Source organism: Micromonospora sp. R77 (assembly GCF_022747945.1).
In the GTDB taxonomy this organism is placed as follows: Bacteria; Actinomycetota; Actinomycetes; order Mycobacteriales; family Micromonosporaceae; genus Micromonospora.
Genome location: NZ_JALDST010000001.1, coordinates 4,333,710 through 4,353,691, shown reverse-complemented (window position 1 = coordinate 4,353,691; position 19,982 = coordinate 4,333,710). Strand labels below are relative to the sequence as shown.

General features: G+C 73.9%; 17 protein-coding genes and 3 pseudogenes. 4 read left to right on the top strand and 16 right to left on the bottom strand.

Annotated elements, in window-relative coordinates; genetic code table 11:
* Positions 1-16 precede the first annotated feature (16 nt).
* The 7 genes and pseudogenes from dapB to MRQ36_RS20565 all read right to left on the bottom strand — a co-directional run bounded on the left by dapB (position 17) and on the right by MRQ36_RS20565 (position 8,725).
* A complete protein-coding gene (dapB, locus tag MRQ36_RS20595) occupies positions 17-790 on the bottom strand; it encodes a 4-hydroxy-tetrahydrodipicolinate reductase (protein ID WP_242797800.1) in 774 nt (257 codons plus the stop codon).
* A 59-nt stretch (positions 791-849) separates the two neighbouring features.
* Positions 850-2,226: a M16 family metallopeptidase gene (locus MRQ36_RS20590; protein WP_374250483.1), complete on the bottom strand. Its 1,377-nt coding sequence runs from the start codon at positions 2,224-2,226 to the stop codon at positions 850-852.
* 171 nt (positions 2,227-2,397) lie between these two features.
* Positions 2,398-4,779: a polyribonucleotide nucleotidyltransferase gene (locus tag MRQ36_RS20585; RefSeq protein WP_242797798.1), complete on the bottom strand. Its 2,382-nt coding sequence runs from the start codon at positions 4,777-4,779 to the stop codon at positions 2,398-2,400.
* Between the two features lie 226 nt (positions 4,780-5,005).
* On the bottom strand, positions 5,006-5,275 hold the full coding sequence (rpsO, locus tag MRQ36_RS20580) for a 30S ribosomal protein S15 (protein WP_067302624.1): 270 nt from the start codon (positions 5,273-5,275) through the stop codon (positions 5,006-5,008).
* Between the two features lie 205 nt (positions 5,276-5,480).
* Complete coding sequence (locus tag MRQ36_RS20575) at positions 5,481-6,410, bottom strand: bifunctional riboflavin kinase/FAD synthetase (RefSeq protein ID WP_242797796.1); 930 nt, start codon at positions 6,408-6,410, stop codon at positions 5,481-5,483.
* 45 nt (positions 6,411-6,455) lie between these two features.
* Complete coding sequence (gene truB, locus MRQ36_RS20570) at positions 6,456-7,340, bottom strand: tRNA pseudouridine(55) synthase TruB (protein WP_308194891.1); 885 nt, start codon at positions 7,338-7,340, stop codon at positions 6,456-6,458.
* 57 nt (positions 7,341-7,397) lie between these two features.
* A pseudogene (locus tag MRQ36_RS20565) lies at positions 7,398-8,725 on the bottom strand (MATE family efflux transporter).
* A gap of 114 nt (positions 8,726-8,839) precedes the next feature.
* Between MRQ36_RS20565 and MRQ36_RS20560 the strand changes: the two are divergent.
* Positions 8,840-9,604, top strand: coding sequence for an MIP/aquaporin family protein (locus tag MRQ36_RS20560; RefSeq protein WP_242797794.1), 765 nt, complete (start codon positions 8,840-8,842; stop codon positions 9,602-9,604).
* 475 nt (positions 9,605-10,079) lie between these two features.
* On the opposite strand, the gene MRQ36_RS20555 is transcribed toward MRQ36_RS20560, so the two are convergent.
* From MRQ36_RS20555 to rimP, 9 genes and pseudogenes are all read right to left on the bottom strand, one after another.
* Positions 10,080-10,289 (bottom strand): DUF6186 family protein, encoded by a 210-nt coding sequence (locus tag MRQ36_RS20555; protein WP_242801244.1) that lies wholly within the window; start codon positions 10,287-10,289, stop codon positions 10,080-10,082.
* Positions 10,289-10,696, bottom strand: a complete 408-nt coding sequence (locus MRQ36_RS20550) for a hypothetical protein (protein ID WP_242797792.1) — start codon at positions 10,694-10,696, stop codon at positions 10,289-10,291. The genes MRQ36_RS20555 and MRQ36_RS20550 overlap by 1 nt, the downstream gene beginning before the upstream one ends.
* 103 nt (positions 10,697-10,799) lie before the next feature.
* Positions 10,800-11,828: a bifunctional oligoribonuclease/PAP phosphatase NrnA gene (locus MRQ36_RS20545; RefSeq protein ID WP_242797790.1), complete on the bottom strand. Its 1,029-nt coding sequence runs from the start codon at positions 11,826-11,828 to the stop codon at positions 10,800-10,802.
* Positions 11,825-12,313, bottom strand: a complete 489-nt coding sequence (gene rbfA / locus MRQ36_RS20540; protein ID WP_242797788.1) for a 30S ribosome-binding factor RbfA — start codon at positions 12,311-12,313, stop codon at positions 11,825-11,827. The genes MRQ36_RS20545 and rbfA overlap by 4 nt, the downstream gene beginning before the upstream one ends.
* A 228-nt stretch (positions 12,314-12,541) precedes the next feature.
* A complete protein-coding gene (locus MRQ36_RS20535; protein WP_242797786.1) occupies positions 12,542-12,835 on the bottom strand; it encodes a DUF503 domain-containing protein in 294 nt (97 codons plus the stop codon).
* A gap of 88 nt (positions 12,836-12,923) precedes the next feature.
* Positions 12,924-15,920: pseudogene (gene infB / locus MRQ36_RS20530) on the bottom strand (translation initiation factor IF-2).
* 93 nt (positions 15,921-16,013) lie between these two features.
* The gene (locus MRQ36_RS20525) at positions 16,014-16,346 is read right to left on the bottom strand and encodes a YlxR family protein (RefSeq protein ID WP_242797784.1); all 333 of its coding nucleotides are present in this window, start codon (positions 16,344-16,346) and stop codon (positions 16,014-16,016) included.
* Between the two features lie 16 nt (positions 16,347-16,362).
* Positions 16,363-17,406, bottom strand: a complete 1,044-nt coding sequence (gene nusA, locus MRQ36_RS20520) for a transcription termination factor NusA (protein ID WP_242797782.1) — start codon at positions 17,404-17,406, stop codon at positions 16,363-16,365.
* Entirely contained in the window at positions 17,403-18,089 is a 687-nt protein-coding gene (gene rimP / locus MRQ36_RS20515; protein WP_242797780.1) for a ribosome maturation factor RimP, read from the bottom strand. Before rimP ends, nusA begins: the two co-directional genes overlap by 4 nt.
* 294 nt (positions 18,090-18,383) lie before the next feature.
* On the opposite strand from rimP, the pseudogene MRQ36_RS20510 reads away from it, so the two are divergent.
* The 3 genes and pseudogenes from MRQ36_RS20510 (at position 18,384) to MRQ36_RS20500 (ending at position 19,960) form a co-directional block, all read left to right on the top strand.
* Positions 18,384-18,834, top strand: a pseudogene (locus MRQ36_RS20510) (hypothetical protein).
* A gap of 67 nt (positions 18,835-18,901) precedes the next feature.
* A complete protein-coding gene (locus MRQ36_RS20505; protein ID WP_374251163.1) occupies positions 18,902-19,279 on the top strand; it encodes a ferritin-like domain-containing protein in 378 nt (125 codons plus the stop codon).
* Between the two features lie 93 nt (positions 19,280-19,372).
* A complete protein-coding gene (locus MRQ36_RS20500; RefSeq protein WP_242797776.1) occupies positions 19,373-19,960 on the top strand; it encodes a PadR family transcriptional regulator in 588 nt (195 codons plus the stop codon).
* The last annotated feature ends 22 nt before the right edge of the window (positions 19,961-19,982 follow it).

Genomic DNA, 19,982 nt, shown 5'->3' with positions numbered 1-19,982 from the left:
CGGGCGGTGCCGCGGGTCAGTCGAGGAGGGGGTCCAGGCCGAGGGTCAGACCGGGGCGGTTGCGCACCGCGCGGACGGCCAGCAGCACGCCGGGCATGAACGAGGCCCGGTCGTACGAGTCGTGCCGGATGGTCAGCGTCTCCCCGAGGGTGCCGAAGAGCACCTCCTGATGGGCGACCAGTCCGGTGGCACGGACGGCGTGCACGCGTACCCCGTCGATGTCGGCGCCCCGCGCGCCCGCCACCTCGTCCTTGGTGGCGTCCGGCGTGGGGCCGAGACCGGCCTCGGCCCGGGCCGCCGCGATCAGCCGGGCGGTGTGCGTGGCGGTGCCGCTCGGGGCGTCCAGCTTGCGCGGGTGGTGCTGCTCGATGATCTCGACCGACTCGAAGTGCCGGGCCGCGCGGGCGGCGAACTGCATCATCAGCACCGCGCCGATGCCGAAGTTCGGCGCGATCACCACCCCGACGCCGGGCTTGCGCTCCAGCCAGCCGCGGACCCGGTCCAGCCGTTGCTCGGTGAAGCCGGTGGTGCCCACCACCACGCTGATGCCCTGGTCGATGCACCAGTGCAGGTTGTCCATGACGACGTCGGGCGTGGTGAAGTCCACCACCACCTCGGCACCCGCGTCGGCGGCGTTGAACAGCCAGTCGCCCTGGTCGACCATGGCCACCAGCTCCATGTCGCCGGCGGCGTCGACCGCCCGGCACACCTCGGCGCCCATCCGCCCCCGGGCACCCAGCACACCGACCCGGATCGGCTCGACCGTGCTCTTCTCCTGCGCGTCAGTCACGGGGCACAACCTATCCCAATCGGGACGCGCGTCCCTGCCGGGACTCGAGGACCGTCCGCTCAGCGGGAGACGGAGAAGGCGCCTTCGTCGAACGGACCGACCACGGCGAGGGACATCGGCCGGCCGAGCAGCTCGGCGGCGAGCGCGTTGACGTCGTCCAGGGTGACCGCGTCGACCCGGGTGAGCAACTCGTCGACCGGCATCAGGTCGCCGTAGAGCAGCTCGCCCTTGGCCAGCCGGCTCATCCGCGACCCGGTGTCCTCCAGGCCCAGCACGAACGAGCCCTTGCTCATCCCCTTGCCCCGGGCCAGCTCCGCCTCGGTGATCCCCTCGGCGGCCACCCGGGCCAGCTCGGCGCGGGTCAGCTCCAGCACCTCGTCCACCTTGCCCGGCGCGCAGCCCGCGTAGACGGCGAACAGGCCGCTGTCGGCGTACTGGCTGGCGTAGGAGTAGACCGAGTAGGCCAGGCCGCGCCGCTCCCGGATCTCCTGGAACAAACGGCTGGACATGCCACCGCCGAGCACGTTGTTCAGCACCCCGAGGGCGAACCGCCGCTCGTCGGTGCGGTCGATGCCGGGGCAGCCGAGGATGACGTGCGCCTGCTCGGTCTCCTTCGGCTCGACCACGGTGGCGGCCGGCTTGGTGCGTACCGCCGGGGTGGCCGCCCGGTGCGGAGCCGGCGCGGCCGGGTCGGCGTCCAGCGGGGTGCCGCGCAGCGCCTGCCGGACCAGCTTCACCACGACGGCGTGGTCGAGGTTGCCGGCCGCGGCGATGACGATCTGCGGCGGTGTGTAGCGCCGCCGGTAGAAGCTCTGGATCTGCCGACGGCTCATCGGGGTGACCGTCTCCTCGGTGCCGGAGATCAGCCGGCCGAGCGGGTGGTCGCCGTAGACGGCGCGGGCGAAGAGGTCGTGCACCTCGTCGCCGGGCTCGTCGTCGTGCATGGCGATCTCTTCGAGGATGACGCCCCGCTCGGTCTCCACGTCGGCCGGTTCCAGCACCGAGTCGGCGACCGCGTCGCACATCACGTCGATGGCCAGCGGCAGGTCCTCGTCCAGCACGCGGGCGTAGTAGCAGGTGTATTCCTTGGTGGTGAACGCGTTGGTCTCGCCGCCCACCGCCTCGATCTCGGCGGAGATGTCCAGCGCGCTGCGCTTCTTGGTGCCCTTGAACAGCAGGTGCTCCAGGAAGTGCGCGGCACCCGCCTGCGGACCCGTCTCGTCCCGCGAGCCGACCGCCACCCAGATGCCGAACGAGACGCTGCGCATCGCCGGGATCGCCTCGGTGAGCACCCGCAGGCCGCTCGGCAGGACGGTACGGCGCACCGTGCCGCCCAGCGGGTCGTCACTCAGCGTGCGGGTCACCGCCCGGGCCGGCGCACCGCCCCGGGCCGGCTCCGACCCCGCGGCGTGCCGGACGTTCCCGGACGGCGCCACCCCCCGTCGACCTGCAGGGACGGACGAACGCTCGCTCCGGCGCACGGAAACCTGCTCTCACTTCGACGAGGGGTGGGGTGTCACGGCGACGGCTCCAGGTCACGCGGGCGCGAGCCGGAGCCGTCGGAAGGGCCGGGCGGGGAACGTCGTCCCCCGCCCGGCCGTCACTGCTCAGCTGTGGCGGGTCCGCCGACGCGGGCGCTCGCCGCCCTCGCCACCACCCTCGCCGCCGCCCTGACCGCGCTCGCCACGCTCCGGGCCCCGGCTGCCGCGCTCACGGTCCCGGTCACCCCGGTCCCGCGGGCCCCGGTCGCCGCCCCGGCCGGCCGGACGCTCGCCGCCCTCGGCGGCCTCACCGGCGGCCGGCGCCTCGGCGCCCTCCGGGCGGACCTTGTCCAGGTAGATCTTGCCGCGGGCGTCGATGTCCGCGATCTCCACCTCGACCCGGTCGCCGACGTTGAGGAAGTCCTCGACCTTCTCGACCCGCTTGCCGTCGCCGACCTTCGAGATGTGCAGCAGGCCGTCGCGGCCCGGCAGCAGCGAGACGAAGGCGCCGAACGCGGCGGTCTTCACCACGGTGCCGAGGAACCGGTCGCCGACCTTCGGCAGCGTCGGGTTGGCGATCGCGTTGATCCGCTCGACCGCGGCCTGGGCCGACGGGCCGTTGGTCGCGCCGACGTAGATCGTGCCGTCGTCCTCGATGGAGATCTCGGCGCCGGTCTCGTCCTGGATCGCGTTGATGGTCTGGCCCTTCGGGCCGATCACCATGCCGATCTTGTCGACCGGGATCTTCACGGTGGTGACCCGAGGCGCGTGGTCCGACATCTCGGCCGGCCCCTCGATCGCGGCCTGCATCACGCCCAGGATGGTCTGGCGGGCCTCGTTCGCCTGCTGCAGCGCGGCGGCCAGCACGTCCGACGGGATGCCGTTGAGCTTGGTGTCGAGCTGCAGCGCGGTGACGAACTCCGGCGTGCCGGCGACCTTGAAGTCCATGTCACCGAACGCGTCCTCGGCACCGAGGATGTCGGTCAGCGTCACGTACTGGGTCTTGCCGTCGACCTCGTCGGAGATGAGGCCCATCGCGATGCCGGCGACCGGCGCCTTCAGCGGCACACCGGCCGAGAGCAGGCCCAGCGTCGAGGCGCAGACCGAGCCCATCGAGGTGGAGCCGTTGGAGCCGAGCGCCTCGGAGACCTGCCGGATGGCGTACGGGAACTCCTCGCGCGACGGCAGCACCGGGATCAGCGCCCGCTCGGCGAGCGCGCCGTGGCCGATCTCGCGCCGCTTCGGCGAACCGACCCGGCCGGTCTCACCGGTCGAGTACGGCGGGAAGTTGTAGTTGTGCATGTAGCGCTTGCGGTTCTCCGGGGACAGGGTGTCCACCATCTGCTCCATGCGGAGCATGTTCAGCGTGGTGACGCCCAGGATCTGGGTCTCGCCCCGCTCGAACAGCGCCGAGCCGTGCACCCGCGGCAGCACGCCGACCTCGGCGGTCAGCGGGCGGATGTCGCGCGGGCCGCGGCCGTCGATGCGGACCTGCTCGCGCAGCACCCGGTTGCGCACCTCGGACTTGGTCAGCGACCGGAAGGCAGCGGAGAGCTCCTTCTCCCGGCCCTCGAAGCGACCGCCGAGCTCCTCGGCGACCTTCGCCTTGACCCGGTCCAGGGCCTCCTCGCGGTCCGCCTTGCCGGCGATCTGGAGCGCCTCGGCGACCTCGCCGCGGGCCAGGTCGGACACCGCCTGGTAGACGTCGTCCTGGTAGTCCAGGAAGACCGGGAACTCGGTGACCGGCTTGGCGGCCACCTCCGCCAGCTCGCTCTGCGCGCGGCACAGCTCGCGGATCGCCGGCTTGGCGGCCTCCAGGCCGCTGGCCACGATCTCCTCGGTCGGCGCGGTCGCGCCACCGGCGATCAGGGCGACGGCGTTCGGCGTGGCCTCGGCCTCGACCATCATGATCGCGACGTCGCCGTCCGGGAGGGTACGGCCGGCCACGACCATGTCGAAGGTGGCCCGGGCCAGCTCCTCCAGGGTCGGGAAGGCGACCCACTGGCCGTCGACGTGCGCGACCCGGGTGGCCCCGATCGGGCCGGAGAACGGCAGGCCGGAGAGCTTGGTCGACATCGAGGCGGCGTTGATCGCCACCACGTCGTACGGGTGCTGCGGGTCGAGCGCGAGGACGGTCTCGACGACCTGGACCTCGTTGCGCAGGCCCTTGACGAAGGACGGGCGCAGCGGCCGGTCGATCAGCCGGCAGGTGAGGATGGCGTCCTCGCTGGGCCGGCCCTCGCGGCGGAAGAACGAGCCGGGGATCCGGCCCGCGGCGTACATCCGCTCCTCGACGTCGACGGTCAGCGGGAAGAAGTCGAACTGCTCCTTCGGCTGCTTGCCGGCGGTGGTGGCGGAGAGGACGACCGTCTCGCCCAGCTGGGCGACGACGGAACCGGCGGCCTGGCGGGCCAGCCGACCGGTGGAGAAGGTGATCTCACGGGTGCCGAAGGACCCGTTGTCGATCACGGCGGTACGGGATTCGGTGCCGAGGTTGGTCTCGGTCATGTGCGGCGGTGCTCCTTCGCGTCGTGGGGCCCACGACATGCCGGAGCTGCTCAGACGGCCGGTCTTCGATCGAAGCGCCCGGGTGGCCGGCGGAAAGCCGGCGTGCCCGGAGGCCACTACCGGAGACCGGTACGCTGACCGGCTCCCGCTCGGGTGGTCGCGCGGCCCGGTTCTTCTGGTGGTACCGGAGCGGGGGAGCGGCCGGTGCGGCCACTCCCCCGTCACGTCATCGGCGCAGGCCGAGCCGCTCGATGAGCGACCGGTAGCGGTTGATGTCCTTCTTCTGGACGTAGTTGAGCAGCCGACGGCGACGGCCGACCAGCAGCAGCAGCCCACGGCGGCTGTGGTGGTCGTGCTTGTGCACCTTCAGGTGCTCGGTGAGCTCGGCGATCCGCTTGGTGAGGACCGCGACCTGGACCTCCGGCGAACCGGTGTCGCCCTCGGCGGTCGCGTACTCCGAGCGGATCTTGGCCTTGGCTTCCTGGTCGAGCGCCATGTTCTCCCTGTTTCGATGGGTTGATCACTGATGTCCGTCGTCGGGGTCCGGAGGGACCGGAGACGGACGAACCTCGCACCCGCGGCGTCGTGCAGGCACGCGAGGCCCCACGTCGGTCAGCCGACGTCCCCGCCAGCCTACCAGCCCACGCCGGTGGCGCCCGGTGAAGGGCCGCGAGCCGGGTCCGGCGCCGCGTCGGCCCCGGTCAGCCGACCGCCCGCCGGGTCCGCTCGACGTCCTCGGCGATCTGGGCGACCAGCGGCTCGATCGCGTCGTACCGGATCTGCTCCCGCAGGTGCGCGACGAAGTCCAGGGCCAGCCGTTCGCCGTACAGGTCACCGGTGAAGTCCAGCGCGTACGCCTCCACCCGCCGCTCCCGGCCGGAGAAGGTCGGGTTGGTGCCGATCGACACAGCCGCGGCCAGCGGTTCCCGGTGTCCCCGGCGCACCAGCCGGGCGGCGTACACGCCGTCGGCGGGGACCGCCGCGTACCGGTGGGTGAGCAGGTTGGCGGTGGGAAAGCCCAGCTCCCGCCCGCGCTGGTCGCCGCGGACCACCACCCCCTCGACCCGGTGCGGGCGGCCCAGCGCGGCGGTCGCCGCCGTCACGTCGCCGGCGTCGACGCAGGACCGGATGTAGGTGGAGGAGAAGACGGTGCCGGCCTCGGCGACCAGCGGGGCGTCCTCCACCCCGAAGCCGAAGGTGCGGCCGAGCCGCTCCAGCAGCGCCACGTCGCCCGCCGCCCGGTGCCCGAAGCGGAAGTTGTCGCCCACCACCACCAGCGCGGCGTGCAGGTGCGCGACCAGGATGTCGTGCACGAACTCCTCGGCGGTCAGCCGGGAGAACTCCGGGGTGAACGGCACCACGCAGAGCACATCCACGCCGAGCGCCTCGATCAGCTCCGCCTTGCGGGCCGGCTCGGTGAGCACGGCGGGGTGCGAGCCGGGGCGGACCACCTCGGCCGGGTGCGGGTCGAAGGTCACCACCACCGACCGGACCCCCAGCTCACGGGCGCGCGCCACGGTGTGGCCGATGGTGGCCTGGTGCCCCTTGTGCACGCCGTCGAAGACGCCGATGGTGACCACCGAGCGCCCCCAGCCACCGGGTGCCGCCTCGTACCCCCGCCACCGCTGCATGCCGCTCCTCCCCTGCTGTCCCGCCGGTCCGTCCGAGCCCCGCCGTCAGGCGGGGGCGAGCACGATCTCCGCGCGGGCCCGACCGTCCCGCTCGCTGACGATAGCGATCAGGCCGCCGTCCGGACCGAAGACGGCGTACGGCCCGGTGATGCCGGCCGGGTCCAGCGGCCCGCCGTGGGAGAGCACCTTCGCCTCGTCCGGCGTGGCGTCCCGGCGCGGGAAGAACCGGTCGGCGGCGGCGTCCAGCGGCAGGTTGACCACCTCGGGCGCGCGTTGTTCCAGCTCGTCGAGGGTGGCCGCCTCGGCCAGGGCGAACCCGCCGACGGCGGTCCGGCGCAGCGCGGTCAGGTGGCCACCGACCCCGAGGGCCAGGCCCGCGTCGCGCGCGATCGCCCGGATGTACGTCCCGGACGAGCAGGTCACGTCCACGTCCACGTCCACCACGTCGGGGCCGTCCCGGCGGATCGCGAGGACGTCGAGGCGGGAGATGGTGACACGGCGGGCCGGCAGCTCGACGGTCTCCCCCTCGCGGACCCGCTTGTACGCCCGCTCCCCGTTGACTTTGATCGCGCTGACCGCGCTGGGCACCTGGTCGATCTCACCGGTCAGCGCGGCGAGCGCGGCGTGCACCGCCTCGTCGGTCACCGCGCCGGCCGGGGTGGTGGCGATCACGTCGCCCTCGGCGTCGTCGGTGACGGTGGCCTGCCCGAGCCGGATCGTCGCGAGGTAGCTCTTGCCGGCGCCGATCACGTAGGTGAGCAGCCGGGTCGCCCGGCCCACCCCGATCACCAGCACCCCGGTGGCCATCGGGTCGAGCGTGCCACCGTGCCCCACCCGCCGGGTACGCGCCAACCGCCGGATCCGCGCCACCACGTCGTGCGACGTCATGCAGGCGGGCTTGTCCACCACGATCAGGCCGTCTGTGCTCACGACCGCCAAGCCTGCCAGAAACGGGTCACCGGCCCGGAGGGGACCCCGGTCGGCCGCTCAGCGGACCGCGCCGACCACCGCCCAGCCGCCGGAGCGCAGGCGCAGCAGCAGGGCGGCCAGCCGCAGCACCACGAAGAGCAGCAGCCCGGCCCAGATGCCACCCAGCCCGAGGTCGAGCCCGTGGGCGAGCCAGATCGCCGGGAGGAACCCGCCGAGCGCCGCCACGATGGTCAGGTTGCGCAGGTAGCGGACGTCGCCCGCGCCGATCAGCACCCCGTCGAGGGCGAAGACGACCCCGCCGATCGGCTGCAACGCCACGAACCACGGCCAGGCCACCATCGCCTGCTCGCGTACCTGGGGATCGGCGCTGAACCAGCCGGGGACGACGCCGGCCCCGGCGGCGATCAGCACCGCGAACGCCACCCCGCAGACGCCGCCGACCAGCGCGAGCCGGCGGGCGAGCGCGCGGCGCCGGCGGCGTCGCCAGCGCGAGCGCCGCGCCCACCAGCGACTGGGCGGCGATGGCCAGGGCGTCCAGCACCAGGGCGGTGAAGAACCAGAGTTGCAGGGCGATCTGGTGGGCGCCCACGGCGGCGGCCCCGAACCGGGCGGCGACCGCGGTGGCGGAGAGGAAACTCGCCTGGAAGGCGACCCCGCGGATCAGCAGGTCCCGGCTGAGCACGAGCTGCTGGCGGATCAGTCGGGGCCGGGGCCGCAGCGGGACCCGCTCGCGCACCAGCGCCGCCGCGAAGAGGCCGCCGGAGAGGGCCTGCGCGACCGCGTTCGCCACGGCCGAGCCGACCAGGCCGAGCCCGGCGGGATAGACCAGCAGCGGGCAGAGCAGCGCGGAGAGCAGGTTGGGGGCGAGCACGAACAGCAGCGGGCGCCGGGTGTCCTGGATGCCGCGCAGCCGGCCGTTGCCGGCGGCGGCGGCAGCAGGCCAGGGGCGCCGAGCGCCGCGATCCGCAGCCACTGCGCGGCGGCGTCGGCCACGCGCCGCTCGCGCCGACGAGGGTACGCGCCAGCGCCCCGCCGCCGAGCTGCATGCCGACCGCCACCAGCACGCCGACCGCCAGGGCGAGCCAGGACGCCTGGACGCCCTCGGCCACCGCCGCGGCCCGGTCGCTCGACCCGAACCGCCGAGCCGACCGCCCCGTGGTGCCGTACGCGACGACGGTGCCGAGCCAGGCGGTCAGCGTCATCACCGTGCCGCCGACGGCCAGCGCGGCGAGCGGGACCCGGCCCAGGTGCCCGACGACGGCGGTGTCGACCAGGACGTAGAGCGGTTCGGCGGCGAGCACGACCAGCGCCGGCAGGGCGAGCCCGGCGATCCGCCGCGGCGAGGCGACGGTGGACGCGGGCGGGGTGCGGGCGGTCTGACTCATCGCCGCCGATCCTGGCACGACCCCGGTAAGGGACACAACCCCGCGCGTCACTTACCTCCGGGCGGTTCCCCCGACCCGGGCCGGCGGGGCCACCGAGCGCCGTACCGTGACGTCATGGCGGTCAACGGCGACCCGCTCCTCGACGGCGCCGACCCGATCTGGTGGCGCCGGCTCTTCGGCGAACTGCTCGGCACCTTCCTGCTGGTGCTGGTGTCGGTCGGCCCGGGCGTGGTGAACCAGCGCGTCGGCGGTGAACCGGTCAGCCGGACCGCCGCGGTGGTCGCCCCCGGGCTGATGGTGTCGTCGATCATCCTGTTCATGGGGGCGGTCTCCGGCGCCCACCTGAACCCCTCGGTGACGCTCGCCTTCGCCCTGCGGGCGGACTTCCCGTGGCGGCGCGTGCCGGGCTATCTCGCCGCGCAGTTCGTCGGGGCGGTCGCGGCGGCCGGACTGCTCGCCGGGCTGCTCGGCGGGCACGGGACCGCCGGCCTGACCGTTCCCGGCCCGACCGTCGGCACGCCGCTCGCCCTGGTCTGGGAGCTGGTGCTCACCGTCGGCCTGCTGAGCACCATCCTGGGCACCGCCTCCGGCGCGCAGAGCGTGGGACCGCTCGCCGCCGTCGCGGTCGGCGGCTATCTGGCTCTCGCCGGCCTCTGGGCGTCCCCGCTCACCGGCGCGTCAATGAACGTGTTCCGCTCGCTCGGCCCCGCCCTGGTGTACGGGCAGCCCCGGGGCTGGTGGGCGTACCTGCTCGGCCCGCTGCTGGCGGTGCCCGTGGCGGTCGGGATCGCGCTGCTGTTACGCGGACCCGGCGGCGGGCCGGTCAGCCGGCGCGTCGCGCAGGGCAGTGCCGGGCGCCGCGGGCGCCGGTGGCGCTGAACCCGTGGTCCGGACGGCGGGCTGCCGGGTGGGTGGTCGCCGGCCCGCACCCGGCCGGGGTGGGCGGCGACGCGGTCGGGCGGTGATGCTGGCGGCGGAGCGGCAGCATCACCGCCGGGCCGGGTGCGTCACTGACGGGTGTCCATCGAGGTCTGCAGCGCGCGGCGCATCTGCTCGCGCGCCTCGTCGGAGGCCTTGGTCTCGGTCTTGGTCTTGGTCGCCATGAGAGTTCCCTTCCAGGGTGGGACCACCGCACGGTGGCCCTACGGGCGGTCGTGCTGAACGCCGGGGAGCGGTCCGGGGTTGCCGGAGCGGCCCGCCTGGCGGCGTGAGCCCGGGTCGATCGACCCTGGAGGGAGGCGGCGCGGGGTGGTGCGCCACCGCCCAGGACCTGCGCCGAAGCACCGGCCCTGCACCCAAGTTAACGTTTACTTTCCACATGCTGTCCACGTTTCCCGCCATCTGGACAGCACGGTCAGCGGGCCAGGAAGTGCCAGCCGAGCCACCACCAGAACCCGAGCAGCACGATCCGCCCCACCGGCACGGGACCGATCTCGGCGCGCATCAGGACGGCGCAGACGTCACCGAGCGGCGGTATACGGGCGCCGTCCCGCCGGGCGGCCCACCCGACGGCGGCGAAGAGCAGCAGCGCGGTCAGGAACCCGCCGATCGCCAGCGCGCGCATCATCGCCGCACCAGCGCCCAGAACCCCGCCAGCCAGGCGAACCACGCGGCGGACCGGAACAGGCGGGCCTCCAGCAGCGGATCGGCCAGCCGGGAGAAGGTCGGGAAGTCCTGCCCCCGCTCGAACGCGAAGGTCACCGCCTCGAACCCGAGGAAGACGGTGATCGGCAGCAACCACCAGAGCGCCCCGGGCGGCAGCCGGCGCGGGCCGGGACGGCGCGGTACGCGACGGCTCAGCCCGAGACAGAGCAGCAGCGCCCCGGTGCCGACGGTCCACAGGTTCGCACCCGTGGAGAAGGACGGCAGCTGCCCACCGACCAGCGAGAGGCAGAGCAGCACCGGCACGGAGACGGCCCGCCGGTCCCACCCGCGCGGCGCCTCGGCGGCGTGGTCACGGGGATGCTCCATCACCCGATTGTCCGCACCGTCACGGAGCGCGGGAAGTCCGGCACGCCCCGGAGTCGATCCCGGTCTCAGCCGGCCGGCAGAGCCCGGCCGGCTGCACCCGGCCTCAGCCCGGCAGCAGCGCCCCGGCCAGCTCGGCGCGGATCCGGTCCACCACCTCGTCGGCGGTGCCCCGCCCGGTGAAGCCGGCCGCGAAGCGGTGCCCGCCACCGCCCAGGGCCACCGCCACCCGGCTCACGTCCACCGCGCCCTTGCTGCGCATCGAGACCGCCCACTCGCCGGGCGTGACCTGCTTGACCACCAGGCTCACGTCCGCCTCGGCGGTGCAGCGTACGGAGTCGATCAGGGCTTCCAGCACGTACGGCGGCTGCTCGTGCCGGGCCAGGTCGTCCAGGGTGGCGTACGTCCACACCAGGCCCCGGCCGGCCGCCGCCGCCGGCTCCAGGCGGGCCCGGCCCAGCACCTCGCCGAAGAGTCGTACCGCCCCGAACGGGCGGGTGTCGAAGATCCGCCGGGAGATGTCCCCCGGTCGGATCCCGGTGGCCAGCAGCCGGGCCGCCAGCTCGTGCACCGCCGGCGTGGTCGCCTCGAACCGGAACGAGCCGGTGTCCGTGCTCAACGCCACGTAGAGGCAGGCCGCGATGTCGGCGTCCAGCGACACCCCGAGCCGGTCGAGCAGCCCCAGGACGACCACCGAGGTCGCCGCGGCGTGCGGGTCGACCAGGTGCAGGCCACCGAAGCGGGTGTTCGAGGCGTGGTGGTCCAGCACCAGCGCCGTGCCGGCCGAGTCCAGCCGGTCGACCAGGTCACCCAGCCGGGACTCGCTCGCCGCGTCGAAGCAGATCACCAGCTCCGGATCGGGGTACGCCTCGTCCTGCGGCACCAGCAGGTCGAGTCCGGGCAGCCAGCGGAACGGCTCCGGCACCTCCGGCGGCCCGGGGAAGGTCGCCTGCAGGTGCCGTACGCCCAGCCGGCGCAGTCCCAGCCCGAAGCCGAGCATGCTGCCCAGCGCGTCCCCGTCCGGGTTGACGTGGCAGATCAGCAGCACCCGCGCGTCGGCGGGCAGTCCGCGTACCGCGGCGACCGCGGCGGCCCACTCCTCGCCGGTGGGCGCCCCGGCGGCCGGCTCGGTCACCGCTGGTCGCCGCCGCGTGGCTCCACCGCGTCCGCGGTCTCCGCCGCGTCGACCTCGGCGTCGTCGTCCTCGTCCAGCCGGTACGGCTGGGCCTCGCCCGCGTACTTCGCCTGGGCGGCGAGGCGCTGCACCTCGGCGTCGGCGTTACGGGCCGCCGTCAGCAGGTCGTCGATGTGCTTGACCTGGTCCTGCACGTCGTCGAGGACGAAGGTCAGGGTCGGCGAGTGCCGCAGCCCGAGCGCCTTGCCGACGGTGCTGCGCAGCAGCCCCTTGGCGCTCTCCAGCGCGGCGGCGGTGCTGGACTGGGCCGCCGCGTCACCGAGCACGGTGTAGAACACCGTGGCGTCGCGCAGGTCGGCGGTGATCCGGGCATCGGTGATGGTGATCATCCCGAGCCGGGGGTCCTTGATCTGGCTCCGCACCACCGACGCGACCAGTTCGCGGATGCGCTCCGCGTGCCGGCGTACCTTGGCCGGATCCGACATGTCCCCCACCTCCAGGGCTTCCTGCTCCCGGCCGGAACCCGGGGCGCGGGGCGCCGGGTCCGACCGCCCAACATCTCGAACACTACCCGTGCGGCGGTTTCCGCCGCGCGTCGCCGCCGGTGGCGCAGGACACGCCCGCCGACCCACCGACTCCGCCCCGCCCGGCCGGCGGTCCGCGCGGGACACGCCCGGCGCACCGGTCCCTCCGGTGAGCGGCACGGCCGGGGGTCAGTCGTCCGTGCCGTGCAGTCGGCGGCGGACCGACAGCAACTCGACCTCGGGGCGGCCGGCCACCAGCCGCTCGCACGAGTCCAGCACCTCGCGGACGTGCGCCGCCTCGGCGGCCACCACGGCCACCCCGATCTCGGCCCGACCGTGCAGGTCGAGCGCACCCACCTCGGCGGCCGACACCTCGAAGCGGCGCAGCGCCGCCACGATGGGCCGTACATATGATCTCTTGGTCTTGAGCGACCGGGAGTCACCCGGCAGCAGCAGGTCGAAGACCGCGGTTCCCGTGAACATCGCCCCGGACATTACGGTCACCCCCTGACATGATCAAGGGGTTTACGCCGGACGGCGTAAACCCCTTGATCACTGTGTCAGCACCGGATCAGGCGCGCGGCTTCTCCCGCATCTCGAAGGTCTCGATGATGTCGCCGACCTGGACGTTGTTGTAACCGCCCAGCGTCAGACCACACTCGAAGCCCTCGCGGACCTCCGTCGCGTCGTCCTTGAACCGCTTGAGGGAGCTGATCGTGAGGTTGTCCGCCACGACCGACCCGTCCCGCAGCAGCCGCGCCTTGGCGTTGCGGCGGATGATGCCGGACCGGACGATACAGCCGGAGATGTTGCCGACCTTGGACGAGCGGAACACGTCGCGGATCTCCGCGGAGCCCAGCTCGACCTCCTCGTACTCCGGCTTGAGCAGCCCCTTGAGCGCGGCGTCGATCTCCTCGATGGCCTGGTAGATCACGGTGTAGTACCGGATCTCCACGCCCTCGCGGTCGGCGATCTCGCGGACCTTGTTGGCGGCCCGCACGTTGAAGCCGATGATCGTGACCGCCTCGGACGAGGCGCTCGCGAGCATGACGTCGCTCTCGGTGATCGCACCCACGCCCCGGTGGATGATCCGCAGCTGGACCTCCTCCGGGATGTCCAGGTTGAACAGCGCGTCCTCGAGCGCCTCCACGGAACCGGAGACGTCGCCCTTGAGCACCAGGTTGAGCGAGGTCTTCTCGCCCTCCTTGAGCTGCTCCATGAGCGTCTCGAGGGTCGCCCGGCCGCGGGAGTTGGCGAAGGACGCCGCCCGCCGCCGTGCCTGCCGCTGCTCGGCGATCTGACGCACCGTGCGGTCGTCCTCGGCCGCCAGGAAGGTGTCACCCGCACCCGGGACCGCGGTCAGACCGAGCACCATGACCGGACGCGCCGGCCCGGCCTCGTCCACCGGCTTGCCGTTCTCGTCGAGCATGGCCCGGACCCGGCCGTGGGCCCCGCCGGCGACGATCGAGTCGCCCGCCCGCAGGGTGCCCTTCTGCACCAGCACCGTCGCCACCGCGCCGCGACCCTTGTCCAGGTGCGCCTCGATCGCGACACCCTGCGCCGGCCCGTCGATCGGAGCGGTCAGCTCCAGCGACGCGTCGGCGGTCAGCAGGACGGCCTCGAGCAGTTCCTCGATACCGATGCCCGGCTTCGCGGCCACGTTGACGAACATGGTGTCGCCGCCGTACTCCTCGGCGACCAGCCCGTACTCGGTCAGCTGCTGGCGGACCTTGTCCGGGTTGGCGTCCGGCTTGTCGACCTTGTTGACCGCGACCACGATCGGCACGTCGGCCGCCTTGGCGTGGTTGAGCGCCTCGATGGTCTGCGGCATCACACCGTCGTCGGCCGCCACCACCAGGATCACGATGTCCGTGACCTGGGCACCACGGGCACGCATGGCGGTGAACGCCTCGTGACCCGGGGTGTCGATGAAGGTGACCGCCCGGTCCTCGCCCTCGTGCGGGACGTGGACCTGGTAGGCGCCGATGTGCTGGGTGATGCCACCCGCCTCGCCGGCCACCACGTTCGCCTTGCGGATCGCGTCGAGCAGCTTGGTCTTACCGTGGTCGACGTGACCCATGACGGTCACCACCGGCGCACGGCTGACCAGGCGGTCCTCCGCGACCTCGGCGTCGAGGTCGATGTTGAACTGCGCGAGCAGCTCGCGGTCCTCGTCCTCCGGGCTGACGATCTGCACGTCGAAACCGAGGTGCTCACCCAGCAGCAGCAGGGTCTCGTCGGAGCAGGACTGGGTCGCGGTGACCATCTCGCCCAGGTTGAACATCTCCTGGACCAGCGAACCCGGGTTGGCGTTGATCTTGTCGGCGAAGTCCGACAGCGAGGCGCCACGGGAGAGCCGGACGACCTGACCCTGACCCCGGGGAGCACCCGAGCTCATGGTCGGGGCCGACAGGTTGTCGAACTCCTGTCTGCGCTGCTTCTTGGACTTGCGACCACGCGTCGGCCGACCACCCGGACGCCCGAAGGCACCCGCGGCGCCGCCGCCACGGCCACGACCGCCACCACCGGGACGACCACCGCCACCGGCCGGAGCACCCGGACGGAAACCGCCGCCCGGAGCACCACCGCCGCCGCCGGGGCCACCGCGGTAGCCACCGCCGCCGGGCCGCCACCGCCACCGGGACCGCCACGGAAACCGCCGCCGCCACCGCCACCGGGGCCGCCACGGAAACCGCCGCCGCCACCGGGACGACCCGCGCCGCCACCGGGGCCACCACGCCCGCCACCGGGACCGCCGGGGCGACCCGTGGTCGGCCGCTGGCTCGGCATGGAGGCCGGGCTGGGCCGGGGCGGCATGGAGGCCGGGCTCGGCCGCGGCGGCATGCCCGCCGGGCTGGGCCGCGGACCACCGGCGGCCGGGGGCCGCTGCTGCTGACCGCCCTGGATACCGAACGGGTTGTTACCGGCGCGCGCGCCGGCGGACGACCGCCCGGACGGGCACCGGGGCACCCGGGGTCGGCGCGCCGGGACGACCGGCGGCCGGGGTACCCGGACGCGGCGGCACGGCGTTCGGGCGGGACGCGGGCCCGGACGGGGACCACCCTCGGTCGGGGGCTCCCGTCGGACGTTCTCGCGCTGCTGCTGGCGGGCGGCCTGCGCGGCCTTGACCGCGGCCTCCTGCTCAGCCTTGAGGGCGGCGGCACGCGCCTCGGCGGCCGCCACTTCGATGTCGTGCGCGCTCGCCGGCTTGGCGACCGGGGTCGCCGGCTGCGGCGGGCCGGGGACCGGGCCCTTGGGCTTCGGTCCAGGGTCGGCGCGGCCGGCCGCCGGGGCGGCATCGGCTTGGCCGAGACCCGGGGGCACCCGGGGTCGGGGTCGGCGTCGGGGTCGGTGCCGGGCTCGGGGCGGCCGCCGCCGGAGCGGACGGTGCCGCGGAACCACCGGCGGACGCGACGAAAGCGCCCCGCAGCCGACGGGCGACGGGCGCCTCGACGGTGCTCGACGCGGACTTGACGAACTCGCCCATCTCCTTGAGCTTGGCGAGAACGGTCTTGCTCTCGACCCCGAGCTCCTTGGCGAGCTCGTGTACGCGGGCCTTTCCTGCCACTGCACTCCTCACTTCGAGGTCGTGCGGGCAGCACCCGCAGCGACCTCAATCGTGCACTTGAAGCCTGGTCATTTCAGGGACTTCATCGTGTGCTCATGTCGGTCGTCCTACCTTGCTAGCGACCCTCGACCGATCGGGTTGACCGGTCGTAGTGGTTGGCGCGTCGACGTGCTCCGCCAGCTCACCGTGATCGACGATCCCGGTGACGCGCAGCGCCCGCCCGAAGGCTCGGCGCCGCACCGCCTGCGCGAAGCAGGCCGGATCCGGGTGCATGTTCGCTCCCCGACCCGGCAACGTGCGGGTCGGATCGGGTCGAAGGCGATGTCCCGCCCCGTCGCCGATCGCGACGATCCGCAACAATTCGCTGGCCGGCGCTCGTTTCCGGCAGCCCACACAGGTGCGCTCCGGTTGCGCGCGTCGTACCACTGGAAGAAGTCTACCCCTAGCTGCTCGAGATCGCGCCGCCCGGTTCCCGTACGTGATCAGCACCGCCCCGGGCGGGCGTACCGGCCTGCTCGGCGTCGGACCGGATGTCGATCCGCCAACCGGTCAACCGGGCGGCCAGGCGGGCGTTCTGCCCTTCCCGCCCGATCGCCAGGGAGAGCTGGAAGTCCGGCACGGTCACCCGGGCCGTCCGGGTGGCCAGGTCGACCACCTCGACCCGCAGCGCCTTGGCCGGCGAGAGGGCGTTGCCGACGAAGGTCGCCGGGTCGTCCGACCAGTCGATGATGTCGATCTTCTCGCCGTGCAGCTCGCTCATCACCGCCCGGACCCGCTGACCCATCGGGCCGATGCAGGCGCCCTTGGCGTTCACGCCGGAGGCGGTGGACCGCACCGCGATCTTCGTCCGGTGACCGGCCTCACGGGCGATCGCGCCGATCTCGACCGTGCCGTCGGCGATCTCCGGCACCTCGAGGGCGAAGAGCTTCTTCACCAGCGCCGGGTGGGAGCGGGAGAGGGTGATCTGCGGGCCGCGCATGCCCTTGGCCACGTGCACCACCACGCAGCGGATCCGCTCACCGTGCTCGTACCGCTCGCCGGGGACCTGCTCGGACTGCGGCAGCACGCCCTCCAGCTTGCCCAGGTCGACGCTGACGATGCCCTTCTCCCGACGGGTCTCGTGCGCCTGCACCACACCGGTGACCAGGTCACCGTCGCGGCCCACGTACTCGCCGAAGTGCACCTCGTCGGTGGCCTCCCGCAGCCGCTGGAGGATCACCTGCTTGGCGGTCATCGCCGCGATCCGGCCGAAGTCGTGCGGGGTGTCGTCCCACTCCCGCACCACGGTGCCGTCGTCGTCCAACTCCTGGGCGTAGACCAGGGCCGCACCCGTCCTGCGGTCGATCTCTACCCGGGCGTGCGGCTCCGCGCCGTCGGTGTGCCGGTAGGCGGTCAGCAACGCGGTCTCGATCGCCGCGAGGATCGTGTCGAACGGGATCTCCCGCTCGCGCTCGAGTGCGCGCAGCGCCGCGAGGTCGATGTTCACCTCTCCTCGTCCTCCACATCATCTTCGTCGTCGATGTCGTCAATGTCGTCGGCCTCGTCCGCCTCGTCGATCTCGTCGAGGCGGTGGAACTCGACCTGGACCCGGCCGGGGCCCAGCTCGGCGTAACCGTGTTCCGCACGGCCGGCGTCGGTCTCCAGCACCACGCGCTCGTCGTCGGCCTCGACCACCCGGCCGGTGAGCTGCCGGTCCCCGGCGGCCCGCTGCTCGGGCAGGGCCGCCGCGCCGCGCACGGTCACCTTGACCAGCCGGCCGACGTTGCGCCGCCAGTGCCGGGGCAGGGTGAGCGGTCGGTCCACGCCCGGGGAGCTGACCTCCAGCTGGTACTCCCCCGCGACCAGGTCGGCACCGGACTCCTCGGCGGCGTCCAGCGCCGCGGAGACCGCCCGGGAGACGTCCGCGACGCCGTCCAGGTTGATCCCGCCGTCGGCGTCCACGATCACGCGTACGACGTGCCGCCGGCCGGCCCGGGAGACGGAGAGGTCTTCGAGGTCGTAGCCGGCCGCCGTGACCACCGGCTCGATCACCTCGCGCAGCCGCGCCCGGCGGGCACCGAGGTCACCGCCGCGCGGGGCGCCGACCCGCTCGCCGCCACGCGGGCCCTCGGTCCGCCGGGGTCGCCCCGACGGCCCCGTCGGCCTGGTGGCTCGGCCACGCTGCGTCATGTCGGCGCACCCTTCTCCTGATCGACCGGGCGTTCGGCCCGTGCTGGCTGCCCACCCGGGGTCGGCGGGCCCCACGGTCCTGGTGGACACGGGCCGTCGGCTCGCCATGCCGGTACGCCACCGGGGCGGTCGCGTCCGGTGGTTGCGCAGAGCGTAACGCGCGGGCCGGTCGGCGGAGCCGGCGGCGCACCGACGCCGGTGCCCCACCCGGCGGCGCGGATGGTGTTGACTTGTCCGGTGGCGACGGGCAGAACGACACAGCGCGACGGAGCACCCGGACATTCCCGGCGGAACCTGCTGCGCGTGGGCGCGCTGGTGGCGCTCGGCGGTGCCACCGGGCCGCTGACCGGCTGTGATCTTTTCGACCGCAACGACAGGAAACCGACCCCCGACCCGCTGGAACCCCTGGCGGCCGAGTCCGGCGCGCTGGAGGCCCGGTACCGGGCCGCGATCGCCGCCGACCCGAGCCTGGCCGACCGGCTCACCCCGATCGCCGACGCGCACCGGGCGCACGCCGACGAACTGCGCCGGGTGATCGGCCGCCCGGCCCTCCGGCGGGCCGACGGGCAGCCCGACGGCGTCGGCCGCGCCGGACCCCGCCGGTCTGCTGGCCGGGCTGCGACAGGCGGAACAGGCCGGCCGGGAGAGCGCGGCGAAGGCGTGTGCGGCCGCGCCGGCCGAGCAGGCCGCGCTGCTCGGCTCGATCGCCGCCGCCCGGGCGACCCACGTGGAGGCGTTGAAGTGATCCCGCGTACCACACCCACCGGGCCGCCGGGGCGCTCTCCGCCGCGCTCACCGCCGAGTACGCGGCCATCTGGGCGTACGGCGTGATCGGGGTGCACCTCGCCGACGCCGCGCGCAGCGCCGCCCGCGCCGCCGAGGCGGCCCACCGAGCTCGTCGGGACGCGCTGATCCTGCAGCTCAGTTCCGGTGGCGAGCAGGTCCCCGCCGACCACGCCGGCTATGCCCTGCCCTATCCGGTGACCGACCGGGCGAGCGCGCTGCGGCTCGCGGTCGAGGTCGAGGAGCGGACGGCGGGGTTCTGGCGGGCCGCGCTGCCGCACACCACCGGCGCCGACCGCGACCGGGCCCTGGCCGCGCTGACCGACTGCGCGCTGCGGGCCACCCGCTGGCGGCGCACCGCCGGGGTGACTCCGCTCACGGTCGCCTTCCCGGGCCGGCCCGCCTGACCCGGGCGGACCGCTGGCGGCGACCGCGTGCCTGGTTACGGCGGTCGTCGTTCCGGTTGCGGACGGCATACCAGGTATGCATACTCCGGTGCCATGTCCATCCGTCACGGGCTGCTCGCCCTCCTGGAACGCGGCCAGATGTACGGCTACCAGCTGCGCGCCGCCTTCGAGGAGTCGACCGGCGCGACGTGGCCGCTGAACATCGGGCAGGTCTACACCACGCTCGCCCGGCTGGAACGGGACGGCCTGGTCCGCCCGCTGCCGGAGAACGAGGGCGGGCAGCGGCCGTACGAGATCACCGACGCCGGGCGCGCGGACCTGACGCTCTGGTTCGCCACGCCGATCAGCCGCACCGACCGTCCCCGGGACGAGCTGGCGATCAAGCTGGCCCTGGCGCTGACCACCCCGGGCGTGGACGTGCGGGCCGTGGTGCAGACCCAGCGCAGCGCGACCATGCGGGCGTTGCAGGAGTTGACCCGGCTGAAGTACGCCAGCGACAAGCCGGAGGACCTGCCGTGGCGGCTGGTGCTGGACGCGATGGTCTTCCAGGCCGAGGCGGAGATCCGCTGGCTGGACCACTGCGAGACCAGCCTGGTGCGGCACCGGCCCGCGCCCGCCCGACCGACCGGCCACGACCACCCCGAGGTGGTGGACCGCACCGACCAGCAGTCCCGCCGGTGACGTCGCGCCGGTGACATCGAGA